This window comes from Rhodococcus (subgen. Prescottella) equi (assembly GCF_003013675.1).
Lineage (GTDB): Bacteria > Actinomycetota > Actinomycetes > Mycobacteriales > Mycobacteriaceae > Prescottella > Prescottella equi.
Genome location: NZ_CP027793.1, coordinates 742,392 through 759,927 on the forward strand (window position 1 = coordinate 742,392; position 17,536 = coordinate 759,927).

Annotated in this window: 16 protein-coding genes; 9 read left to right on the top strand and 7 right to left on the bottom strand. The window is 68.1% G+C overall.

All coding sequences use genetic code 11. The features are described from left to right. Positions 1-73: 73 nt before the first annotated feature. The 8 genes from C7H75_RS03450 (at position 74) to lipP1 (ending at position 8,474) form a co-directional block, all read left to right on the top strand. On the top strand, positions 74-2,254 hold the full coding sequence (locus C7H75_RS03450) for an acyl-CoA dehydrogenase family protein (RefSeq protein WP_022594007.1): 2,181 nt from the start codon (positions 74-76) through the stop codon (positions 2,252-2,254). An 81-nt stretch (positions 2,255-2,335) separates the two neighbouring features. Then, the gene (locus C7H75_RS25610) at positions 2,336-2,488 is read left to right on the top strand and encodes a hypothetical protein (protein WP_157349022.1); all 153 of its coding nucleotides are present in this window, start codon (positions 2,336-2,338) and stop codon (positions 2,486-2,488) included. A 68-nt stretch (positions 2,489-2,556) separates the two neighbouring features. Then, on the top strand, positions 2,557-3,630 hold the full coding sequence (locus C7H75_RS03455) for an acyl-CoA dehydrogenase family protein (protein ID WP_106850936.1): 1,074 nt from the start codon (positions 2,557-2,559) through the stop codon (positions 3,628-3,630). Beyond that, entirely contained in the window at positions 3,615-4,763 is a 1,149-nt protein-coding gene (locus C7H75_RS03460) for an acyl-CoA dehydrogenase family protein (protein WP_081122493.1), read from the top strand. Before C7H75_RS03455 ends, C7H75_RS03460 begins: the two co-directional genes overlap by 16 nt. Then, positions 4,760-5,767, top strand: coding sequence for a bifunctional MaoC family dehydratase N-terminal/OB-fold nucleic acid binding domain-containing protein (locus C7H75_RS03465; protein ID WP_064077737.1), 1,008 nt, complete (start codon positions 4,760-4,762; stop codon positions 5,765-5,767). Before C7H75_RS03460 ends, C7H75_RS03465 begins: the two co-directional genes overlap by 4 nt. Before the next feature lies 1 nt (position 5,768). After that, positions 5,769-6,191 carry a MaoC family dehydratase gene (locus tag C7H75_RS03470; RefSeq protein WP_106850937.1) on the top strand — a complete coding sequence of 141 codons (423 nt, stop codon included), beginning with the start codon at positions 5,769-5,771 and terminating at the stop codon, positions 6,189-6,191. Then, positions 6,188-7,357 (top strand): lipid-transfer protein, encoded by a 1,170-nt coding sequence (locus C7H75_RS03475; protein ID WP_005515647.1) that lies wholly within the window; start codon positions 6,188-6,190, stop codon positions 7,355-7,357. The genes C7H75_RS03470 and C7H75_RS03475 overlap by 4 nt, the downstream gene beginning before the upstream one ends. A 160-nt stretch (positions 7,358-7,517) precedes the next feature. After that, the gene (lipP1, locus tag C7H75_RS03480) at positions 7,518-8,474 is read left to right on the top strand and encodes a LipP1 family hormone-sensitive lipase (RefSeq protein WP_510853447.1); all 957 of its coding nucleotides are present in this window, start codon (positions 7,518-7,520) and stop codon (positions 8,472-8,474) included. 103 nt (positions 8,475-8,577) lie between these two features. Here the strand turns inward: lipP1 and C7H75_RS03485 are convergent, their stop codons facing one another. From C7H75_RS03485 to C7H75_RS03510, 6 genes are all read right to left on the bottom strand, one after another. Beyond that, on the bottom strand, positions 8,578-9,873 hold the full coding sequence (locus C7H75_RS03485) for an LLM class flavin-dependent oxidoreductase (protein ID WP_013414828.1): 1,296 nt from the start codon (positions 9,871-9,873) through the stop codon (positions 8,578-8,580). After that, on the bottom strand, positions 9,870-10,817 hold the full coding sequence (locus tag C7H75_RS03490; RefSeq protein ID WP_064079430.1) for an aldo/keto reductase: 948 nt from the start codon (positions 10,815-10,817) through the stop codon (positions 9,870-9,872). The genes C7H75_RS03485 and C7H75_RS03490 overlap by 4 nt, the downstream gene beginning before the upstream one ends. Continuing rightward, a complete protein-coding gene (locus C7H75_RS03495) occupies positions 10,814-11,536 on the bottom strand; it encodes an SDR family NAD(P)-dependent oxidoreductase (protein ID WP_106850938.1) in 723 nt (240 codons plus the stop codon). The genes C7H75_RS03490 and C7H75_RS03495 overlap by 4 nt, the downstream gene beginning before the upstream one ends. Beyond that, complete coding sequence (locus C7H75_RS03500; RefSeq protein ID WP_106850939.1) at positions 11,536-12,765, bottom strand: DegT/DnrJ/EryC1/StrS family aminotransferase; 1,230 nt, start codon at positions 12,763-12,765, stop codon at positions 11,536-11,538. Before C7H75_RS03500 ends, C7H75_RS03495 begins: the two co-directional genes overlap by 1 nt. A gap of 51 nt (positions 12,766-12,816) precedes the next feature. Next, positions 12,817-13,611: a mycofactocin-coupled SDR family oxidoreductase gene (locus C7H75_RS03505; protein ID WP_005515630.1), complete on the bottom strand. Its 795-nt coding sequence runs from the start codon at positions 13,609-13,611 to the stop codon at positions 12,817-12,819. Between the two features lie 104 nt (positions 13,612-13,715). Beyond that, the gene (locus C7H75_RS03510) at positions 13,716-14,198 is read right to left on the bottom strand and encodes a VOC family protein (protein ID WP_013414833.1); all 483 of its coding nucleotides are present in this window, start codon (positions 14,196-14,198) and stop codon (positions 13,716-13,718) included. 293 nt (positions 14,199-14,491) lie between these two features. Here C7H75_RS03510 and C7H75_RS03515 point away from each other — a divergent pair, with 293 nt between their 5' ends. Next, positions 14,492-15,160, top strand: a complete 669-nt coding sequence (locus C7H75_RS03515; RefSeq protein WP_064078768.1) for an IclR family transcriptional regulator — start codon at positions 14,492-14,494, stop codon at positions 15,158-15,160. 36 nt (positions 15,161-15,196) lie between these two features. On the opposite strand, the gene C7H75_RS03520 is transcribed toward C7H75_RS03515, so the two are convergent. Further along, entirely contained in the window at positions 15,197-17,536 is a 2,340-nt protein-coding gene (locus tag C7H75_RS03520; RefSeq protein ID WP_084969739.1) for an arylsulfatase, read from the bottom strand.

Sequence of the window (17,536 nt, forward strand, 5' to 3'; positions counted from 1 at the left end):
TGACTCTTGACGGCCGAGCATATTAGAACACGTTCTAAATGAATATGTCATCCACGAAAGGTGGGTAGCCGTTGTGACAATCGCCACGAGTGACGAACAGAAGGCCGTCCAGGAGTCGATTCAGGCGTGGGCGCGCTCGGCGGCCCCGATAGCCATTTTACGCGAGGGACCTGCGGACTTCTGGCGCCAGACCTGGCCGTCGGTGGCGCAGCTGGGGCTCTTCGCCGTGGGTGTTCCCGAGTCGGTCGGCGGGGTCGGCGGACAGGTCGTCGATCTGGCCGCGATGTTGGAGCAGTCGGCCGTCGAACTCGTCGGCGGTCCCGTTCTACCCACCGCGCTCGCGGGCCTCGTGCTCGGGCGCTGCGACGGTGCCGCGGCGAAGGCGTGGGCAGGGCAGATCGCCGAGGGTGAACTGCCGGTATCGGTGGTGCTCGACGCCCCGGCGCTCGAGGCGACGCCCGACGCGGACGGCGGTCTCGTGCTCGCCGGCGACGCGGGCAACGCCCTCGGCGGTGAGCCGGGCGTCGCCGTGCTCGTCCCCGCACGCTCCGGTGCCGACGTCGTATGGTGCCTCGTGGACGGTGCGGCGACAGGCCTGACGGTCGAGTCGCTCGACATCCTCGACAAGAGTCGCGCCGTCGCCCGGATCCGGTTCGACGGCGTCGCGGTGACGCCCGATCGGATCGTCACCGGCGTCGCGCCGGACCTCGTACGCGACCTCGCGGCCACACTGGTCGCTGCGGAGGCGGCCGGGGTGGCGGGCTGGAGCCTGCGGACCGCGGTCGAATACGCCAAGATCCGCGAGCAGTTCGGCAAGCCGATCGGCTCGTTCCAGGCGATCAAGCACCTGTGTGCCGAGATGCTGTGCCGCGTCGAACAGGCGCGTGCCGTCGCGTGGGATGCGGCCGTCGCGGCAGAGGACGCGCTGCCGGACCCCGACACCGGTCGTTCGGGCACCTCCGAGCTGCCCGTCGCGGCTGCGGTGGCGGCGGCCGTCGCGCTGGACGCGGCCGTCCAGAACGCCAAGGACTGCATCCAGATCCTCGGCGGTATCGGCTTCACCTGGGAGCACGACGCGCATTTCTACCTGCGCCGCGCGGTCTCCAACAAGCAGTTCCTGGGCGGCAGCAACGTCTGGCGCGCACGGGTGACCGAGCTGACCCGCGCCGGAGCACGCCGCCACCTGACGATCGATCTGTCCGACCTCGAGTCGGAGCGGGCCGCGATCCGCGACGAGGTGGCCGCGCTCGCCGCGGTACCCGAGTCGGAGCGGCGTGTCGCGGTCGCCGAGTCGGGGTACGCCGCGCCGCACTGGCCGCGTCCGTACGGCCGCGGGGCGAGCGCCGCCGAGCAGATCCTGATCGCGGAGGAGATGGCGGCGGCCGGCGTCGAGCGTCCCGATCTCGTCATCGGCTGGTGGGCGGTCCCGACCGTCCTCGAGCACGGCAGTCCGGAGCAGATCGAACGGTTCGCGCTCCCGACGCTGCGCGGCGAGATCACGTGGTGCCAGCTGTTCTCCGAGCCCGGCGCGGGCTCGGACCTGGCATCGCTGCGGACGGTCGCGGAGAAGGTAGACGGCGGCTGGAAGCTCAACGGCCAGAAGGTGTGGACGTCGCTCGCCCGCGAGGCGGACTGGGGCATCTGCCTGGCCCGCACCGACAAGGATGCGCCCAAGCACAAGGGCATCACGTACTTCGTGCTCGACATGAAGACCCCGGGCATCAGGATCTCGCCACTGCGCGAGATCACCGGCGACGCGCTGTTCAACGAGGTGTTCCTCGACGACGTGTTCATCCCGGACGACTGCGTCGTCGGCGAGGTGAACGGCGGCTGGAAGCTGGCCCGCACGACACTTGCGAACGAGCGGGTCGCGATGAGTGGCGGGTCGTCGCTCGGCAAGGCCGTCGAGGATCTGCTCGCGCTGGCGGGCGAGCCCGACGCCGTGACTGCAGACCACCTGGGCGCGTTGATCTCCGAGGCGCTCGTCGGCTCGCTGCTCGAGCTGCGCACGACGCTGCGTCAGCTCGACGGCCAGGACCCCGGTCCGGCGTCGAGCGTGCGCAAGCTCGTCGGTGTCCGCAACCGTCAGGGGGTCGCGGAGTTCGCCGTCGAGCTCGCGGGAGAGGCCGGCTGGGTCGAGGGCCCGCTCACGCGCGAGTTCCTCAACACCCGCTGCCTGTCCATCGCGGGTGGCACCACGCAGATCCTGCTCACCGTCGCGGCCGAGCAGTTGCTGGGTCTGCCCCGCGGCTGACGAAGGATCGACGCTGCGAACGACACCCGCCCGGCCGCTCCGGGCGGGTGTCGTCGTATCGGCCGGGTCCGCGGTGGTGGCGTGTCGACTCGGTCACACCGACCCGTCCGCGAGCGGGTCGACTCCGAACAGGAGTTGTCGGGCAGCGGCGGCGGACCGGCGGGGTGGCTCGTCGGCCCAGAGATGGTCGCCCACGGGGCGGTGGCGGAGGTGAACATGTTCTCGATCGTGTAGGACTTTCTCCGTTACCCTGCAGGTGATACAACTGGAACACGTTCTAAATCGTAGGCGGGATCGGCAACGTGGATTTCTCTCTGGATCAGACACAAGAAACGGTGGCGGAGATCGTCGTGGGCCTGCTGGCCCGCGAGCACACCGATCCCGCCGACACCGGCGGCTTCAGCCCCGAGTTGTGGCAGGCGCTCGCGAAAGCGGACCTGCTCTCCCTCGCGGTGCCCGAGCGGCTCGGCGGCGACGGCCTCGGCGTGCTCGAGGTCGCGACGATGCTCACCGAGATCGGACGCGGAGCGGCGCCGGTTCCGGCGCTGGCGACCCTGGGGTTCGGCGTGCTGCCGGTGCTCGCGCTCGGCTCGGCCCAGCAGCAGGACGCGCTGCTCGACGGCATCGCGGGCGGACGCGTGCTGACCGCAGCACTGGCCGAGCAGGGTGCCGCGTTCCCGTCGGTGCCCTCGACGACGGCCGTCGCGGACGGTGACCACGTCGTCGTGACGGGCCACAAGATCGCGGTGCCGTTCGCCGACATCGCGCACCGCATCCTGGTGCCCACCGACGCCGGCGTGGTGCTCGTGGCACCGGACGCGCCGGGCGTCACGCTCACCCCGAGTGCCACGTCGTCCGGCGGACCGGAGTTCTCGCTCCGGCTCGACGCGGTCCGTGTCCCGGCCGGGGACGTTCTCGGTGACGGCATCGACGGTGTCGCGACGCTGAACCGGATCGCGCTCGCGAGCATCGGCGCGTACGCCGACGGCCTCCTCGCCGGCGCCACCGCCCTGGCCGCCGACCACCTCACCACGCGTGAGCAGTTCGGCAAACCGCTCGCCGCGTTCCAAGCCGTGGCGCAACAGATCGCCGACGTCTATGTGACGTCGCGGACGCTGCACGTCTCGGCGCTCGCGTCGGCGTGGCGGGTCGCCGAAGGGCTCGACGCCGCAGACGATCTCGACGTACTGGCGTACTGGATCGCCTCGGAGATCCCGGCGGCGATGCGCACGCTGCACCACCTGCACGGAGGCATCGGCGTGGACGTCACGTACCCGATGCACCGCTACTTCTCCATCGCCAAAGACCTGGCGCGCCTCGTCGGCGGCGCGTCGTACCGACTCGACCTCGTGGGGGCCCGGTGTTCATCGATCTGACGCCCGAACAGCGCGAGCTGCAGGCAGAACTGCGTCGCTACTTCTCCGGACTGATCTCGCCGGCCGAGGCCGAGATCATGCTCACCGAACGACACGGCCCCACCTACCGTGAGGTCATCCGCCGGATGGGCAAGGACGGCTGGCTCGGAGTCGGCTGGCCGGTCGAGTTCGGGGGCCGCGGCTTCGGTGAGATCGAACAGCAGATCTTCGTCAACGAGGCTGTGCGCGCGGATGTCCCGCTGCCGTCCGTGACACTGCAGACGGTCGGTCCGACGCTGATGACGTACGGGACCGAAGAGCAGAAGCGAAAGTTCCTGCCCGCCATCCTTGCCGGTGAGGTGCACTTCGCGATCGGCTACTCCGAGCCCGACGCCGGCACCGACCTCGCGGCGCTGCGTACCACGGCCGTTCGCGACGGCGACGACTACGTCGTCAACGGCCAGAAGATCTTCACCACCGGTGGTCACGACGCCGACTACATCTGGCTCGCCGTCCGCACCGGCGAGGCCGAATCGCGTCACCGCGGCATCTCCATCCTCATCGTGGACACCAAGGATCCGGGGTTCTCGTGGACCCCGATCATTACCGCGGACGGCGCGCACCACGTCAACGCCACGTACTACTCCGACGTCCGGGTTCCGGCGAGCATGCTGGTCGGCGAGGAGAACAAGGGTTGGAGGTTGCTGACCACCCAGCTCAATCACGAGCGCGTCATGCTCGGACCGGCCGGGCGTGTGGCGGGTCTCTACGAGAAGGTGTACGACTGGGCCGCGAAGCGGGAACTGCTGGACCTGCCCGACGTTCGTCGCGGACTCGGCGAGATCCACGCCACCTACCGCCTCAACGAATTGCTCAACTGGCAGGTCGCGGCGGCCACGGGTGACGTCGACATCGCGGACGCGTCGGCCACCAAGGTCTTTGCGACCGAGCGCATCCAGCGGGTGGGCCGGATCGTGGACGAGATCGTCGGCGCGCACGGCGATCCGGGCGATCCGGAGACGGCGGCGCTCATGCGCTGGCTCGACGTCCAGGTCAAGCGCAACGTCGTGATCACCTTCGGGGGTGGTGTCAACGAGGTCATGCGCGAACTGATCGCGGTGGCCGGACTGGGATTGCCGAAGGTGCCGCGATGACCGAGAACGACGTGACCGCACAGATTCTCGCCGGTGCCGAACAGATCAAGGCGGGCGGCGCGAGCAAGCCCCGCGCGGGCCGTGACCCGATCAACATGCCGATGATCCGCAACTGGCTCGAGGCGATCGGCGACGAGAACCCGATTTACGTGGACGAGGACGCCGCCGTCGCCGCCGGCCACGGCGGGATCGTCGCGCCCCCCGCGATGGCGCAGGTATGGACCATGCGCGGTCTCGGTGCGGTGCGCGAGGAGGACGATCCGCTGGGGCGGATGACGCAGATCCTCGACGACGCCGGCTACACGTCGGTGGTCGCCACCAACTGCGACCAGATCTACCACCGCTACCTGCGTCCCGGCGAGGAGGTGACGATCGAGTCGACTCTCGAGGAGGTCGTCGGCCCCAAGCGAACCGGACTCGGTGAGGGCTGGTTCTTCACGACACGCAACTTCTGGAAGGTCGCTCGCGAAGACGGCACCGGGGAAATCGTCGCCGAGATGATGTTCCGCATCCTCAAGTTCATGCCGCCGGCCAAGGACGTTCCTGCATTCGAAAGTGCTTCGGTTCCCGAGGATCTCGATCCGACGCGGATGATGCGGCCCACGCCGTCGCGCGACACCCAGTTCTTCTGGGACGGGGTGGCCGCGCACGAACTGCGGATCCAGCAGCGGCCGGACGGTTCACTGCAACATCCGCCGGTGCCCGCGCTCTGGAAGGACAAGGCCGAGACCACCGACTACGTCGTCGCGTCCGGCCGCGGCACGGTGTTCAGCTTCGTCGTCCACCACGCCCCCAAGGTGCCTGGGCGGTCGCTGCCGTTCGTGGTGGCGCTCGTCGAGCTCGAGGAGGGCGTGCGCATGCTCGGCGAACTGCGCGACGTCGACCCGTCCGAGGTCGTGGTCGGCATGCCGGTACAGGCACAGTTCCTGGACTTCCCGGGCGATGACGAGACCGGTAACGAGCCATGGACGCTGTACGCGTGGCGTCCGGTGAAGGAGTCGTGAGATGACCAGCGCCCTCGACATCTCGGTCGGCGATCAGCTGCCGGGCCTCTCGATCCACGGCGATCCCAAGTTCATCGTCTCGACGGCGTTGGCCACCAGGGACTTCCAGGACGTGCACCACGACCGGGACAAGGCCCAGCAGCGCGGGTCGAAGGACATCTTCGTCAACATCCTCACCGATACCGGCCTGGTGCAGCGGTTCGTCACCGACTGGGCGGGCCCGCGAGCCCGCCTCACCTCGATCAAGTTGCGCCTCGGTGTGCCGTGGTACGCGTACGACACGCTCCACCTTTCCGGTGAGGTCGTCGCGGCGGAGGACGGTCTGGTCACGGTCAAGGTGGTCGGCAAGGACAGTCTCGGCGATCACATCACGTCGACGGTCACACTCGTGATGAACGACGATTCGGACGGAGGACGGGCATGAGCGGGTTGTCCGGGAAGGCCGCGATCGTCGGCATCGGGGCCACCGACTTCTCGAAGGATTCGGGCCGCAGCGAGCTGCGCCTGGCTGCCGAGGCGGTGCGGGCCGCGCTCGACGACGCGGGTCTGAAGCCGTCCGACGTCGACGGTCTGACGTCGTTCACGATGGACACCAACACCGAAGCAGCCGTTGCTCGTTCGGTGGGTATCCCGAACCTGAAGTTCTTCAGTCGCATCCACTACGGTGGCGGCGCGGCGTGCGCCACCATCCAGCAGGCCGCGATGGCGGTCGCGACGGGCGTCGCGGACGTCGTGGTGGCGTACCGCGCATTCAACGAGCGCTCGGGTGCGCGCTTCGGCCAGGTCAACACCGGGCTGGTGCAGCAGGTGAACTCGTCGGGCACCGACAACGCGTTCTCCTACCCGCACGGTCTGGGGACCCCCGCGTCGTTCGTGGCGATGGTCGCGCAGCGCTACATGCATGTGTACGGCGCCACGAGTGAGGATTTCGGCCGCGTCGCGGTCGCCGACCGCAAGCATGCAGCGGTCAATCCCGACGCCTTCTTCTACGGCAAGCCGATCACGCTCGAGGATCACCAGAACTCGCGATTCATCGCCGAACCGCTGCATCTGCTGGATTGTTGCCAGGAGACCGACGGCGGCATCGCCATCGTCGTCACCTCGCCGGAGCGGGCCGCGGATCTGCCGAACAAGCCGGCCGTGATCGCGGCGGCGGCGCAGGGCAGTGGGCCGGACCAGTACATCATGACGAGCTACTACCGTGACGGCCTGACGGGTCTGCCCGAGATGGGCCTGGTCGGCGATCAACTGTGGGAGCAGTCGGGACTGCGGCCGTCGGACATGCAGACCGCGGTGCTCTACGACCACTTCACGCCGTACGTGCTGATGCAGCTCGAGGAACTCGGTTTCTGCGGCCGCGGCGAGGCGCGCGACTTCATCGCCGACGGTGCGATCGAACTGGGGGGCCGGCTGCCGATCAACACACACGGCGGTCAACTCGGCGAGGCGTACATCCACGGTATGAACGGCATCGCCGAGGGCGTCCGTCAGATCCGGGGTACCTCCGTCAATCAGGTGCCGGGTGTCGAGAACGTCCTCGTCACCGCCGGAACCGGCGTTCCCACCTCGGGACTGGTGCTGACCGCGTAGGACACGAGAGTTTCCCGCACGCTGGGACGCCGGTATTGCGGGCGTCCACGCGCTGCTGAAAGGTGGCGTCGCGAGGAGTCGGCTCAGCCCGGTCCGGCGGCCGTGTGACTGCCGCCGAGTCGAGCCGGTTGCGTGACGAGAGAGGAACTGTGACGTGGCAGTGGATCGCCGACCTGATTTGCACCCGGACGTGGAGTCCATGCTTGCTGTGCTCGAGGCAGGATTTCCGGACGTCACCAAGTTCCCGGCGGCGGAGCTTCGTGAGGTGATCGCTTCTCGCCGGGCACCGTTGGCGTACCAGCCCGACATGGAGACCGTCCGCGACGTCACCATCGACGGACCGGGCGGGGACCTGAAGCTGCGTGTCTACGTACCGCATTCGGAGTCGAACGACCCGCTGCCGGTCATCGTCTTCGCGCACGGTGGCGGGTTCGTGTTCTGCGACCTCGATTCCCACGACGAGTTCTGCCGGTCGATGGCGGACGCCGTGGACGCCGTGATCGTCTCGGTCGACTACCGGCTGGCGCCGGAGCATCGGGCGCCCGCCGCGATGGAAGACGTCTACGCCGCCCTGGTGTGGACTGCGGACAACGCCGGCGAGTACGGGGGCGACCCCACCCGGATCGCTCTCGCGGGCGACAGCGCGGGTGGAAATCTGGCCGCCACGGTGGCGCTGGCCGCGCGGGACCGGGGAGCGCCCCGGATCGCGGCACAGATCCTCGTCTATCCGGTCATCGACGACGACTTCACGACCGAGTCGTACACGAAATACGGAGTGGGCTACTACAACACGACCGATGCGATGCGTTGGTACTGGGATCAGTACGCGCCTGAGGACCGGTCGAGCGAGTACGTGGTTCCCACCCGGGCGGCGACGCTCGCGGGGCTGCCCCCCGCACTGGTCGTGACGGCCGAACTCGATCCCCCGTGTTCGTCCGGCGAAGACTACGCGCAACGGCTGGCGGCGGACGGGGTGCCGGTTGTCGCGCACCGATTCGACGGCCTCTTCCACGGCTTTCTCACCTTTCCCAAGCTGTCGCTCACCGGTCCGGCACGGCTCGAGCTGTGGCAGATGATCCGGGACGTCCTGAAGGTGGGCGATCCGTCCGCCCGGTGAGGCCCCGCAGTCGCTGCAACGGCCCCCGAACCGTCCGGTTCGGGGGCCGTTCCTGCGGGTGTCCGGATGCGGCGGGTGTCCGGATGCGGATGGAGACTCGCGATCAGTGCTCGGCGAGGTGACTGCGGAGCGTGTCACCGGCGTACTTCTTGCGGAGCAGTCCGCGGTCCTGGAGGCGCGGGACCACATCGTCGACGAATTCGTCGAGCCCGGTCGGTAGATCGGCGGGCAGCACGATGAACCCGTCAGCGGCGCCCGACCGGAACCAGCGCTCGAGGTCGTCGGCGACGGTGTCGGGGGAGCCGACCAAGGTGCGGTGTCCGATGCTCAGGCCGACGCGCTGTGCCAACTGCCGGACGGTCAGCCCCTCGCGCAGCGCGATCTCGGTGAAGAGCTTCGGCCGCGACACGCTCGCGTTGGCGGGCAGAGACTCTCGTAGATCGGGGAAGGGCCCGTCTAGGTCGAATCGGGACAGGTCGATGCCGCCGAACGACTGGTTCAGGAATTTCAGTGTGGTCCCGTCGTCGATGTGGGATCCGAGTTCGATCGCCAGCTCACGGGCCTCGGCGTCGGTTCTGCCGACGATGGGCGTCACCCCCGGAAGGATCTTCACGGCGTCGGTGGTCCGGCCTGCGGCCGACACCAGGCTCCGCATCCGGTCGGCGAATTCCCTCGCCTCGGACAGTTCGTGCTGGGTGGTGAACACGAGGTCCGCGACACGCGCGCCCAGTCGCATGCCGGTGGGGGACGATCCCGCTTGCGCCAGAGGGAGCCGGCCCTGCGGGGACCGAGGGATCGTCAGTGGGCCCGCGACCTCGAAGAACTTGCCCCGATGATCGATGCGGCGAACCTTGCTCGGGTCCGCCCACACGCCGGACGCCCGGTCGCCGACGATGGCGTCCTCGTCCCAACCTTCCCAGAGGGCCCGGACCACGTCGACGAACTCTTCTCCGCGAGCGTAGCGATCCTCGTGGTCCGGGAGCTTGGCGGAGCCGTAGTTCTCGGCGGCGGCGGGAATCGCGGTGGTCACGATGTTCCAACCGGCCCGCCCGTTGCTCAGATGGTCGAGAGTGGCGAACTGGCGCGCGACGGTGAACGGATCGTTGTACGTGGTCGAACTGGTGCCGATCAGACCGATCTTCTCCGTGACGGCCGACAGCGCCGCGAGCACGGCGATCGGATCGGGTCGGTCGGTGGCGTCGGCGGCGATCGCGGGGGACAGGTTCAGCGCATCGGCGACGAAGAAGGCGTCGAAGCAGCCCCGTTCGGCCGACCGGGCCACCGCAGCCCAGTGGTCGAGCGTGTGCATGTTCGCGGGATCTGTTCGTCTCGAACGCCATACGGACTGTCCGACGCCGACGCCTTGCGCGAAAACGGCGAGATGCATCTGTCTGGTCATGGGACGTGTCGCTCTCCGCGATGCGGCTCGGTCGGCCTCCGGTCATCGCTTGGTCGGGGTGGTTCGCTCGGACCGTCGAGCAGCGCGAGTTCGTCGGCAGACAACTCGAAGGTTGCCGCTGCAACGGAATCGACGACGGATTCCGCCCGCGAGGCACCGGGGATGGGGATCACCACCGGCGATCGGTGAAGCTGCCATGCGAGTGCGACGCGGTGGGGGCTGACGCCGCGAGCTCGTGCGATCGCTTCGAACGGAGAGCCCGCTCCGCCAAGGCTCTTCGCTTGTCTCATACCCCCGAAGGGGCCCCAGGACAGAAAGGCGAGACCTCGGTCCTCGCAGGCTCGTATCTCGACCTCGGCGGATCTGGCGCTGGGGGAGTACTCGTTCTGTACCGCCACCAGAGCGTCACCCAGGATCTGCTGCGCGATATCGATTCGGCGGACGTCGGCGTTGGAGATACCGACCCGCGCCACCAAACCCTCGTCGTGGAGGTCACGGAGCGCGAGCATCGACTCCTCGTACGGAATCTGGGGATCCGGTCGGTGGTGTTGGTAGAGGGGGAGCGGGTCGAGTCCGAGTCGTCGGATCGACGCGATGCAGGCCTTGCGCAGATGCTCGCGGCGACCGTCCGTCCACCAGGTGTCGGTCTCGGCGAACCGCAGGTGGCCCCCTTTCGTGGCCACGACGACGTCGTCGAGCGGGCCCGGCCATCGCCGTAGCGCATCGGCGAGTGCCAACTCGTTGACGCCGTCGCCGCCGCGCGCGGGCCCGTACACGTCGGCGGTGTCGAACAATCGGACGCCGACGTCGAGTGCGGTGTGCACCGCCCGCCGACCGCGCTCGACGTCGTACCCCGGAACCTGCGTGATGGTCATGGAACCGAACCCGATGGCAGGCAGGAGAAGGTCGCCGAGTCGACGGACCGGAAGGCGGGTGGTGATCATTTGCCGACCGCCGTCCACCCACCGTCGACGGGCAGGCACACGCCGGTCACGAAGCTCGCGTCGAGCGCGAGGTACTCGATCGATCGCGCCATCTCCTCGGGCTCGCACATGCGATCCAGCGGCGTGCGTTTCACAGTGGCGGACACGTCGTAGCCCTGATCGATCATCTCCTGGACCATCGGCGTCAGGGTGTGCCCGGGCGCGACGCTGTTGACGCGAAGAAGAGGTGCCCACTCGATTGCGAGATTCTTGCTCAGTTGCTGGACAGCGGCTTTCGCCGGGCCGTAGTCGGCCTGCCGTTCCCAGCCGCCGCACGCCGTCGTCGACGAGATCGTCACGATCGACCCGGGCCTGCGGGCCTCGACCAGCGGGCGTGCGAACGCCGAGGCGACCAGTAGGGTTCCCATGACGTGGACGTCGAAGACTCGTCGCACACGTTCGGGATCCATCTCGAGCGCGAGAACGTAGGCCCCGCGGATTCCGTGGCAGGTCACGAGTACGTCGGGCTGCGGCGCCCGAGTGCTCGCGCGGAGCATCGCCGACTCCACGGCGGTGCCGTCGGTCGCGTCCACCGTGTAGTAGTCGACGCCCTCCACGCGTGCGGCAGGTACGTCGAGATCGAACACGCTGACTCGTAGTCCCCGCGCGAGGAACCGGTCGACGACGGCCGCCCCGATCCCGCTCGACCCGCCCGTCACCACGGCATGCCGGGCATCCATCACAAGCCTTCCTGCGGAGCGGCGAACCGCGATGCGAACGCGTGGATGCTGGCGACGACGTGGTCGAGTTCCTCGTCGCTCATGCCGTGGCTCATGCCGAGCGACATGCCGCGCTCGAACACCTCGTCCGCGAAGGGCAGCCCGCCCTCGGGGATGCGGTACTCGACATTACGCATCATCGGGTGCCGGGTGACGTTGCCGCTCCAGACCGTTCGGGTATCGATGCCCGCAGCTTCGAGCGACTCCTGGAGTTGGGAACGGCTGAACCCGGCGTTCTCGCGGACCGTCACCGGGTAGCACAGCCACGCAGTTCGGAATTCCTCGAGCTGCCTCGGCAGGCGGAAGAGGCTCGGGTAGGCACCGAAGGCCGCCGAGAAGGCCTCGAAGATCTGTGCTCGCCGTTTGTAATTGGTGTCGAGCTTGCTCAACTGGACCAGTCCGAACGCGGCACCGAGCTCCGACGGCTCGAAGTTCCACGGCAGGACGTCGAAGATGAAGTCGTTGTCGTACGCGACGCCGTCGAGGTCCTCACGGAAGACGCGCCCGGTGCGAGCCTGCTCGGACCCGAACAGGTGCGGCTCGGACCGCCGCCCCCAGCGGCGCAGCATCAGGCCCTTGTCGCGCAGCTTCTCGTCGTCGAGGCACACCATGCCGCCGTTGCCGGCGGCCGTGATGATGTGCGCCATTGCGAAACTGGTGACCGTGATGTCCGAGCGCGAGCCGGTCTTGGTGCCGCGCAGGGTGGTTCCGATGCAGTCGCACGAATCCTCGATGACCTCGAGGTCGTGCTTGTCGGCGATCTCGCGGATGACGTCCCAGTCGGGGGCGTTGCCGGCGAGGTTCGGCACCAGGATCGCCTTGGTCTTGTCGGTGATCAGCTCCTCGATCTTGCCGACGTCGACGTTGTAGGTGTCGGGCTCGACGTCGACGAACACCGGGATCCAGCCGCCCCGCACGATCGGCGAGACGTCCGTCGAGAACGTCAGCGGCGAGGTGATCACCTCGGAGCCCTTGGGCAGATCCAGCAGCTCGAGCGCCAGGTACAGCGCGGACGATCCCGAGTTGCACATCAGGCCCAGCTTCTTGCCGTACAGGTCGGCGACCTTGCGCTCCATCTCGGCGACGTTCTTGCCGATCTTCAGCGCGAACGGACCACCACGCAAGACCTCGAGGCAGGCCTCGATCTCGCGCTCGTCGTGGACACTGCGGGCGTAGACAACCCTGGTCATGGAATCTCCTCGTCGGTCGAAGTGTCTGCGGTGGTTGACGGTCGAGTGGGTTCAGCGAATGGTCGATCCGGCGTCGACCGGCAGCGAGATGCCGGTGACGTACCGCGCGTCGTCGGATGCGAGGTACATGAGCGCGTTCGTCACGTCGGACGCATCGATGCGTTCGACGGGCAGCGAATTGACGAAGATGGGGGCGAGGTCGGGACGCTCGGCCAGCAGTTCGGGAAGTACCTGCGAGTGCCCCTGTGGCGTGTCGACCCCGGTGGGGTTGATCATGTTCACCCGTATGTTCCGGTCGGCCAATTCGAGCGCCAGCGACCTGCACAGGCCGGTGAGGGCGTGCTTCGCCGCCGTGTATGGCGCGTAGAACGGCAGCCCGACCGTGCTCGCCGTCGACCCGATGACGACGATGTTCCCTCCGCCGGTGGCTTCCAGGTGCGCGATGGTGGCGGCGCAGGTGTTCCACACGCCGGTGAGGTTGACGTCGAGCGTCGTTCTCCAGATTTCGTCGGTCACGTCCTCGTGCCGTTGCACCGTGCAAATGGAGGCGTTCGCCACGACGACGTCGAGTCGGCCGAGCTCGTCGACGCCTTTCGCGACGGCCCGCTCGAGGGCGGTTCGGTCCCGCACGTCGACCTCTGCAGCGTGCACGCGCCGGCCTGCCGCTTCGATCAGGCGAGCAGTCTCGGCAAGTCCTTCGGAGGTTCCCATCGGGTAGGGGACGAGATCGATCTGTCGGCAGATGTCGAGCGCGATGACGTCGGCCCCCTCGGATGCCATCGCCACGGCGTGACTGCGTCCCTGGCTCTGCGCCGCCCCGGTCACCAGCGCAACTTTGCCGTGCATTCTCATAAAGGCCCTCCGGACGTGAATTCTTTTTGTTCCATTGAGTGGTCACCGATGTTCTGTAATGGTTCGCGGCTGTGCTATTTCGCCGGCGGTCCTGTGCGTCATCGAGCGTCGTCGAGCCGGGAGGCCAACCGTGCGGCGGTCTCAGCGTCGAGTAGTTCGATGGTCAGCCCCAGTGCGTCGCGGTGATAGGCGGTGCCGACCGGGCACCGACCGTCACCGAGCCCGCCCATCCACAGTGGTGCCCCGCGACGTGCGAGGGCCGCCGACGCCGCGGCCAGGTCGTCGACCACGAATCCGAGGTGATGTACCCCCGAATGGGGCTGCCATACGGAAGTTTCAGGGATTTCGCGGAGCAACTCCACGTGTGGGGGGCCGTCGATGCTGAGTCCGAGGCGCTGGACCGTCGAGTGCGCGATGCCGTCGATCCGGCAGTGGTAGTGCGACTCCGGCAGCAGACGTATCGGGAGGCCATAGAGGTCTTCGAAGTGTTGCACCGCGGCTTCGGAGTCCGGCACGACGATGCCGACGTGATGCAGCTTTCCGAGTCCGAAATCGACGTCGGGTACGGCGAACGGTCCCACCGGAATCCTCCTTGTAGTTGCGTCACAAGTGCGAGTGCGGGTTCGGATCTCGAGATGAATGATCGTTCAAAGCTGCGTTCGGACTCAAGGATCTGTTCCATGCAGTGAACACTTGACCGGCCGAAAGTGCGTGTTAGCATTCGCTGAATGAAGGTTCAATATTCGATATCGGTCGGGATCCGCGGGTGTGAATCGAATCTTCTCGATGCTGTGGTCGCCCCACTCGCGAACCCGGGCCGTCCGTTCGCCGCGTCTCTCGTTCCCCGCGTCGCATCACAGTGAGGCAAACCGCCATGCGCTCAGCTCCACCACCGTCCACGCTGCTCGATCGGGTAGCCGCGGTGCTGGGCGCGTTCGATACGGGCCGTGGCCAGATGACGCTGGCCGAGCTGGCCGCGCACACCGGAATCCCGCGGACGTCGTCCTACCGAATTCTCGAGCGCTTGGTGGCGATGAAGTGGCTGCAGCGTCACGGCAGTGCCTACGAGCTCGGTCCCCGGCTGATGGAGCTCGGATCGCTTGCCCTGCAGCGCAACAGTCTGAGCGTGGCCGCGACGCCGATCGTCCACTGGCTTCACCGCACCACGGGGCACGTCGTCTTCCTGGGAGTTCTCGACGGCCCGGACGTCCTGTACCTGGAAAGGGTGGGAGGGAGCCTGGCGCAGCAGCTTCCCAGCCGGCCGGGTAGCCGTCAGCCTGCCCACCGGTCGGCGATCGGGAGGAGTCTCCTCGCGTCCAGCGCTCAGGGCCTCGCCTTCGAGTCCAGCGGGGAGGGTGGGGGCATCAACATCATCGCGGCACCGATCGACACCCGTGGCGAACTGCGGGCCGGCATCTCGATCTGCGGGCGGCCCTCTCGTGTCCAGTTCAGTCAGGCGCACGGCGCGCCGGTGCGTCAGGCTGCCGGCGCGATCTTCCGGGCACTCGAGCAGGCCCGGAGGGCCCGTGCGCCTTTTCGGTAGTGGGGACTACCAGAAAGGCGCACGGGCGCGAAGCGCCTAGTGCGTCGCCAGCGCCACGCGCCGGCGCTCGTCGGCCGTCTCGGGACGGCCCTCGCCCGGGAGGTCGACGCGGACGTGGTGAAGACGCCCGGTGAACGCGAAGCGGCCCACGATGTCCTCGCACACCGGGCTGCCGCGGTTGACGCCGATGTCCAGCTGTTCGTTCATGCTGAAGATCGCGCGAGTCGTCTGCTCGACGCGGCCGCTGCCCACCTCGACGTCGTCGACGAACAGTCGCGCCACTCCGCCCAGACCGATTCCGCCTCCGTCGTAATCGAATTCGAGGCGCACCTCGCGGGTGTCCGCGGTCAGCTCCACGTCCGGTCGCACGAACGTCGTGCCGCCGCCGCTGAAGTTGTAGCAGAACACCGGCTTCGACGCCGCGACGTACAACGCCAGGCCGCCGAAGCTGCCCCCGACGCTTGCCAGCACACCCTCGCACGGCTCGCCGCCGGTCTCGAGGGACGCGGTGAGGACGTACGACCGGTTGAAGAACGGCGGTGCCGCCTTCTCCGGCAGGCCGTTCATGTGCGGGTACAGCGTGATGCTCGTGCGTCCGCGCAGCGGATGCGGCGGCCGGTCCGCGGGTGCGGCGTTGCGGGTCACGGTGCGGTCGTCGAGCGGCAGCACTTGGTACCGGGCCGCCTCGACGAGGAACTTCTGCTGGAGCTCCGCGAGCTTCTCGGGGAACTCGTCGGCGAGGTCGCGAGCCTGCGACCAGTCGACGCTGGTGTCGTACAGCTCCCACCGATCCTCGTCGAACGTCGGCAGTTGCAGCCCGTACGTCGCCATCAGCCACGGGGCGCGGTGCAGCGTCACCGCCGTCCAGCCGTTGTCGTAGATGCCGCGGTTGCCGTAGATCTCGAAGTACTGCGTGGTGTGCCGGTCCGCCGCGTTCGCGTCGGTGAAGGTGTAGTTCATCGCGACACCTTCCATCGGCTTCTGCGGCACCCCGTCGACCGAATCGGGAGCGGGCACACCGACAGCCTCGAGAATGGTCGGCGTGATGTCCACGCAATGGTGCCACTGGTGGCGGAGTCCGGCCTCGCTGATTCCCTTGGGCCAGTGCGCGATCAGGCCGTTGCGGGTGCCGCCGTAGTGCGACGCCGCCTGCTTGGCCCACTGGTACGGAGTGTCGAGGGCCAGCGCCCACGACGCCGGGTAGTGCGGGTAGCTGGTGGGGGTGCCCAGCTCGTCGAAGCGTTCGAGCACCTCGGCGGTGGTCTGCTTGTAGCCGTTGAGTCCGGCGAGGTAGTTGAACGAGCCTTCCATGCCGCCCTCGGCGGAGGCGCCGTTGTCACCGAGCATGTAGAGCACCAGCGTGTTGTCGAGCGCGCCCGACTCCTGCAGCCGGTCGACGAGACGTCCGACCTGATCGTCGGTGTGCTCGAGGAATGCCGCGTACAGCTCCATCAGGCGGGCGGAGACCTTCTTCTGGCCCTCGTCCAGGTCGTCCCAGTGCGGCAGATCGCCCGACCACGGCGCCAGTTCGGTCTCCGGCGGCACCACACCGAGCTGCTTCTGCCGCTCGAGCGTGATCTCTCGCTGCCGGTCCCAGCCGTGGTCGAACTCTCCGCGGTACTTGTCGAGATAGCTGTCCGGAACTTGCAGCGGCGCATGGCAGGCACCGAACGGCAGGTAGCAGAACCACGGCTTGTCGGGGTCCATGGTGCCGACGGACTCGATCCACTCGATCGCCCGGTCCACCAGGTCCTCCGACATGTGGTAGCCCTCCTCGGGCGTGCACGGCGGATCGACGACGGTGAAGTCCCGGTACAGCACCGGCGCGAACTGGTCCGACTCGGCGCCGAGGAAGCCGTAGAAGCGGTCGAATCCCTCGCGGGTGGGCCACCGGTCGAACGGGCCGGCCTCGCTGATCTCCCATGTCGGTGTCTGGTGCATCTTGCCGAACGCGCCCGTCGCGTACCCGTTGCCCTGCAGGATGCGGGCAACCGTGGCAGCCGAGTCGGGTCGGGTGCCGTTGTAACCGGGCGCCGCCGTGGCTTGTTCGGCGATCACGCCGAAGCCGACGCTGTGGTGGTTACGTCCGGTGAGCGTCGCGGCCCGCGTCGGCGAGCACAGCGCGGTGGTGTGGAACCGGGTGTACTTGACGCCGTCGGCGGCCAGTCGTTCCGCGGTGGGGGTACGGCACGGCCCGCCGAACGCGGACGGGGCACCGAATCCGACGTCGTCGAGCATCACCAGCAGGACGTTCGGTGCGCCGGACGGCGGACGGACGGGCTGCGGGCGGCTGAACGGCTCCGTCTGGTTGCGGTAGTCGACCGCCGTGGAGATCTGTGGATCGGTGCGGACGATGGGGATCGAATGACGGTTCAT

Coding starts and splice junctions, on each gene's coding strand:
- C7H75_RS03465 (WP_064077737.1), top strand. CDS start 4,760: ATGACCGAGAACGACGTGACCGCACAGATTCTCGCCGGTGCCGAACAG.
- C7H75_RS03520 (WP_084969739.1), bottom strand. CDS start 17,536: ATGAACCGTCATTCGATCCCCATCGTCCGCACCGATCCACAGATCTCC.
- C7H75_RS03475 (WP_005515647.1), top strand. CDS start 6,188: ATGAGCGGGTTGTCCGGGAAGGCCGCGATCGTCGGCATCGGGGCCACC.
- C7H75_RS03490 (WP_064079430.1), bottom strand. CDS start 10,817: ATGATCACCACCCGCCTTCCGGTCCGTCGACTCGGCGACCTTCTCCTG.
- C7H75_RS03500 (WP_106850939.1), bottom strand. CDS start 12,765: ATGACCAGGGTTGTCTACGCCCGCAGTGTCCACGACGAGCGCGAGATC.
- C7H75_RS03515 (WP_064078768.1), top strand. CDS start 14,492: ATGCGCTCAGCTCCACCACCGTCCACGCTGCTCGATCGGGTAGCCGCG.
- C7H75_RS03470 (WP_106850937.1), top strand. CDS start 5,769: ATGACCAGCGCCCTCGACATCTCGGTCGGCGATCAGCTGCCGGGCCTC.
- C7H75_RS03485 (WP_013414828.1), bottom strand. CDS start 9,873: ATGACCAGACAGATGCATCTCGCCGTTTTCGCGCAAGGCGTCGGCGTC.
- C7H75_RS03505 (WP_005515630.1), bottom strand. CDS start 13,611: ATGCACGGCAAAGTTGCGCTGGTGACCGGGGCGGCGCAGAGCCAGGGA.
- C7H75_RS03495 (WP_106850938.1), bottom strand. CDS start 11,536: ATGGATGCCCGGCATGCCGTGGTGACGGGCGGGTCGAGCGGGATCGGG.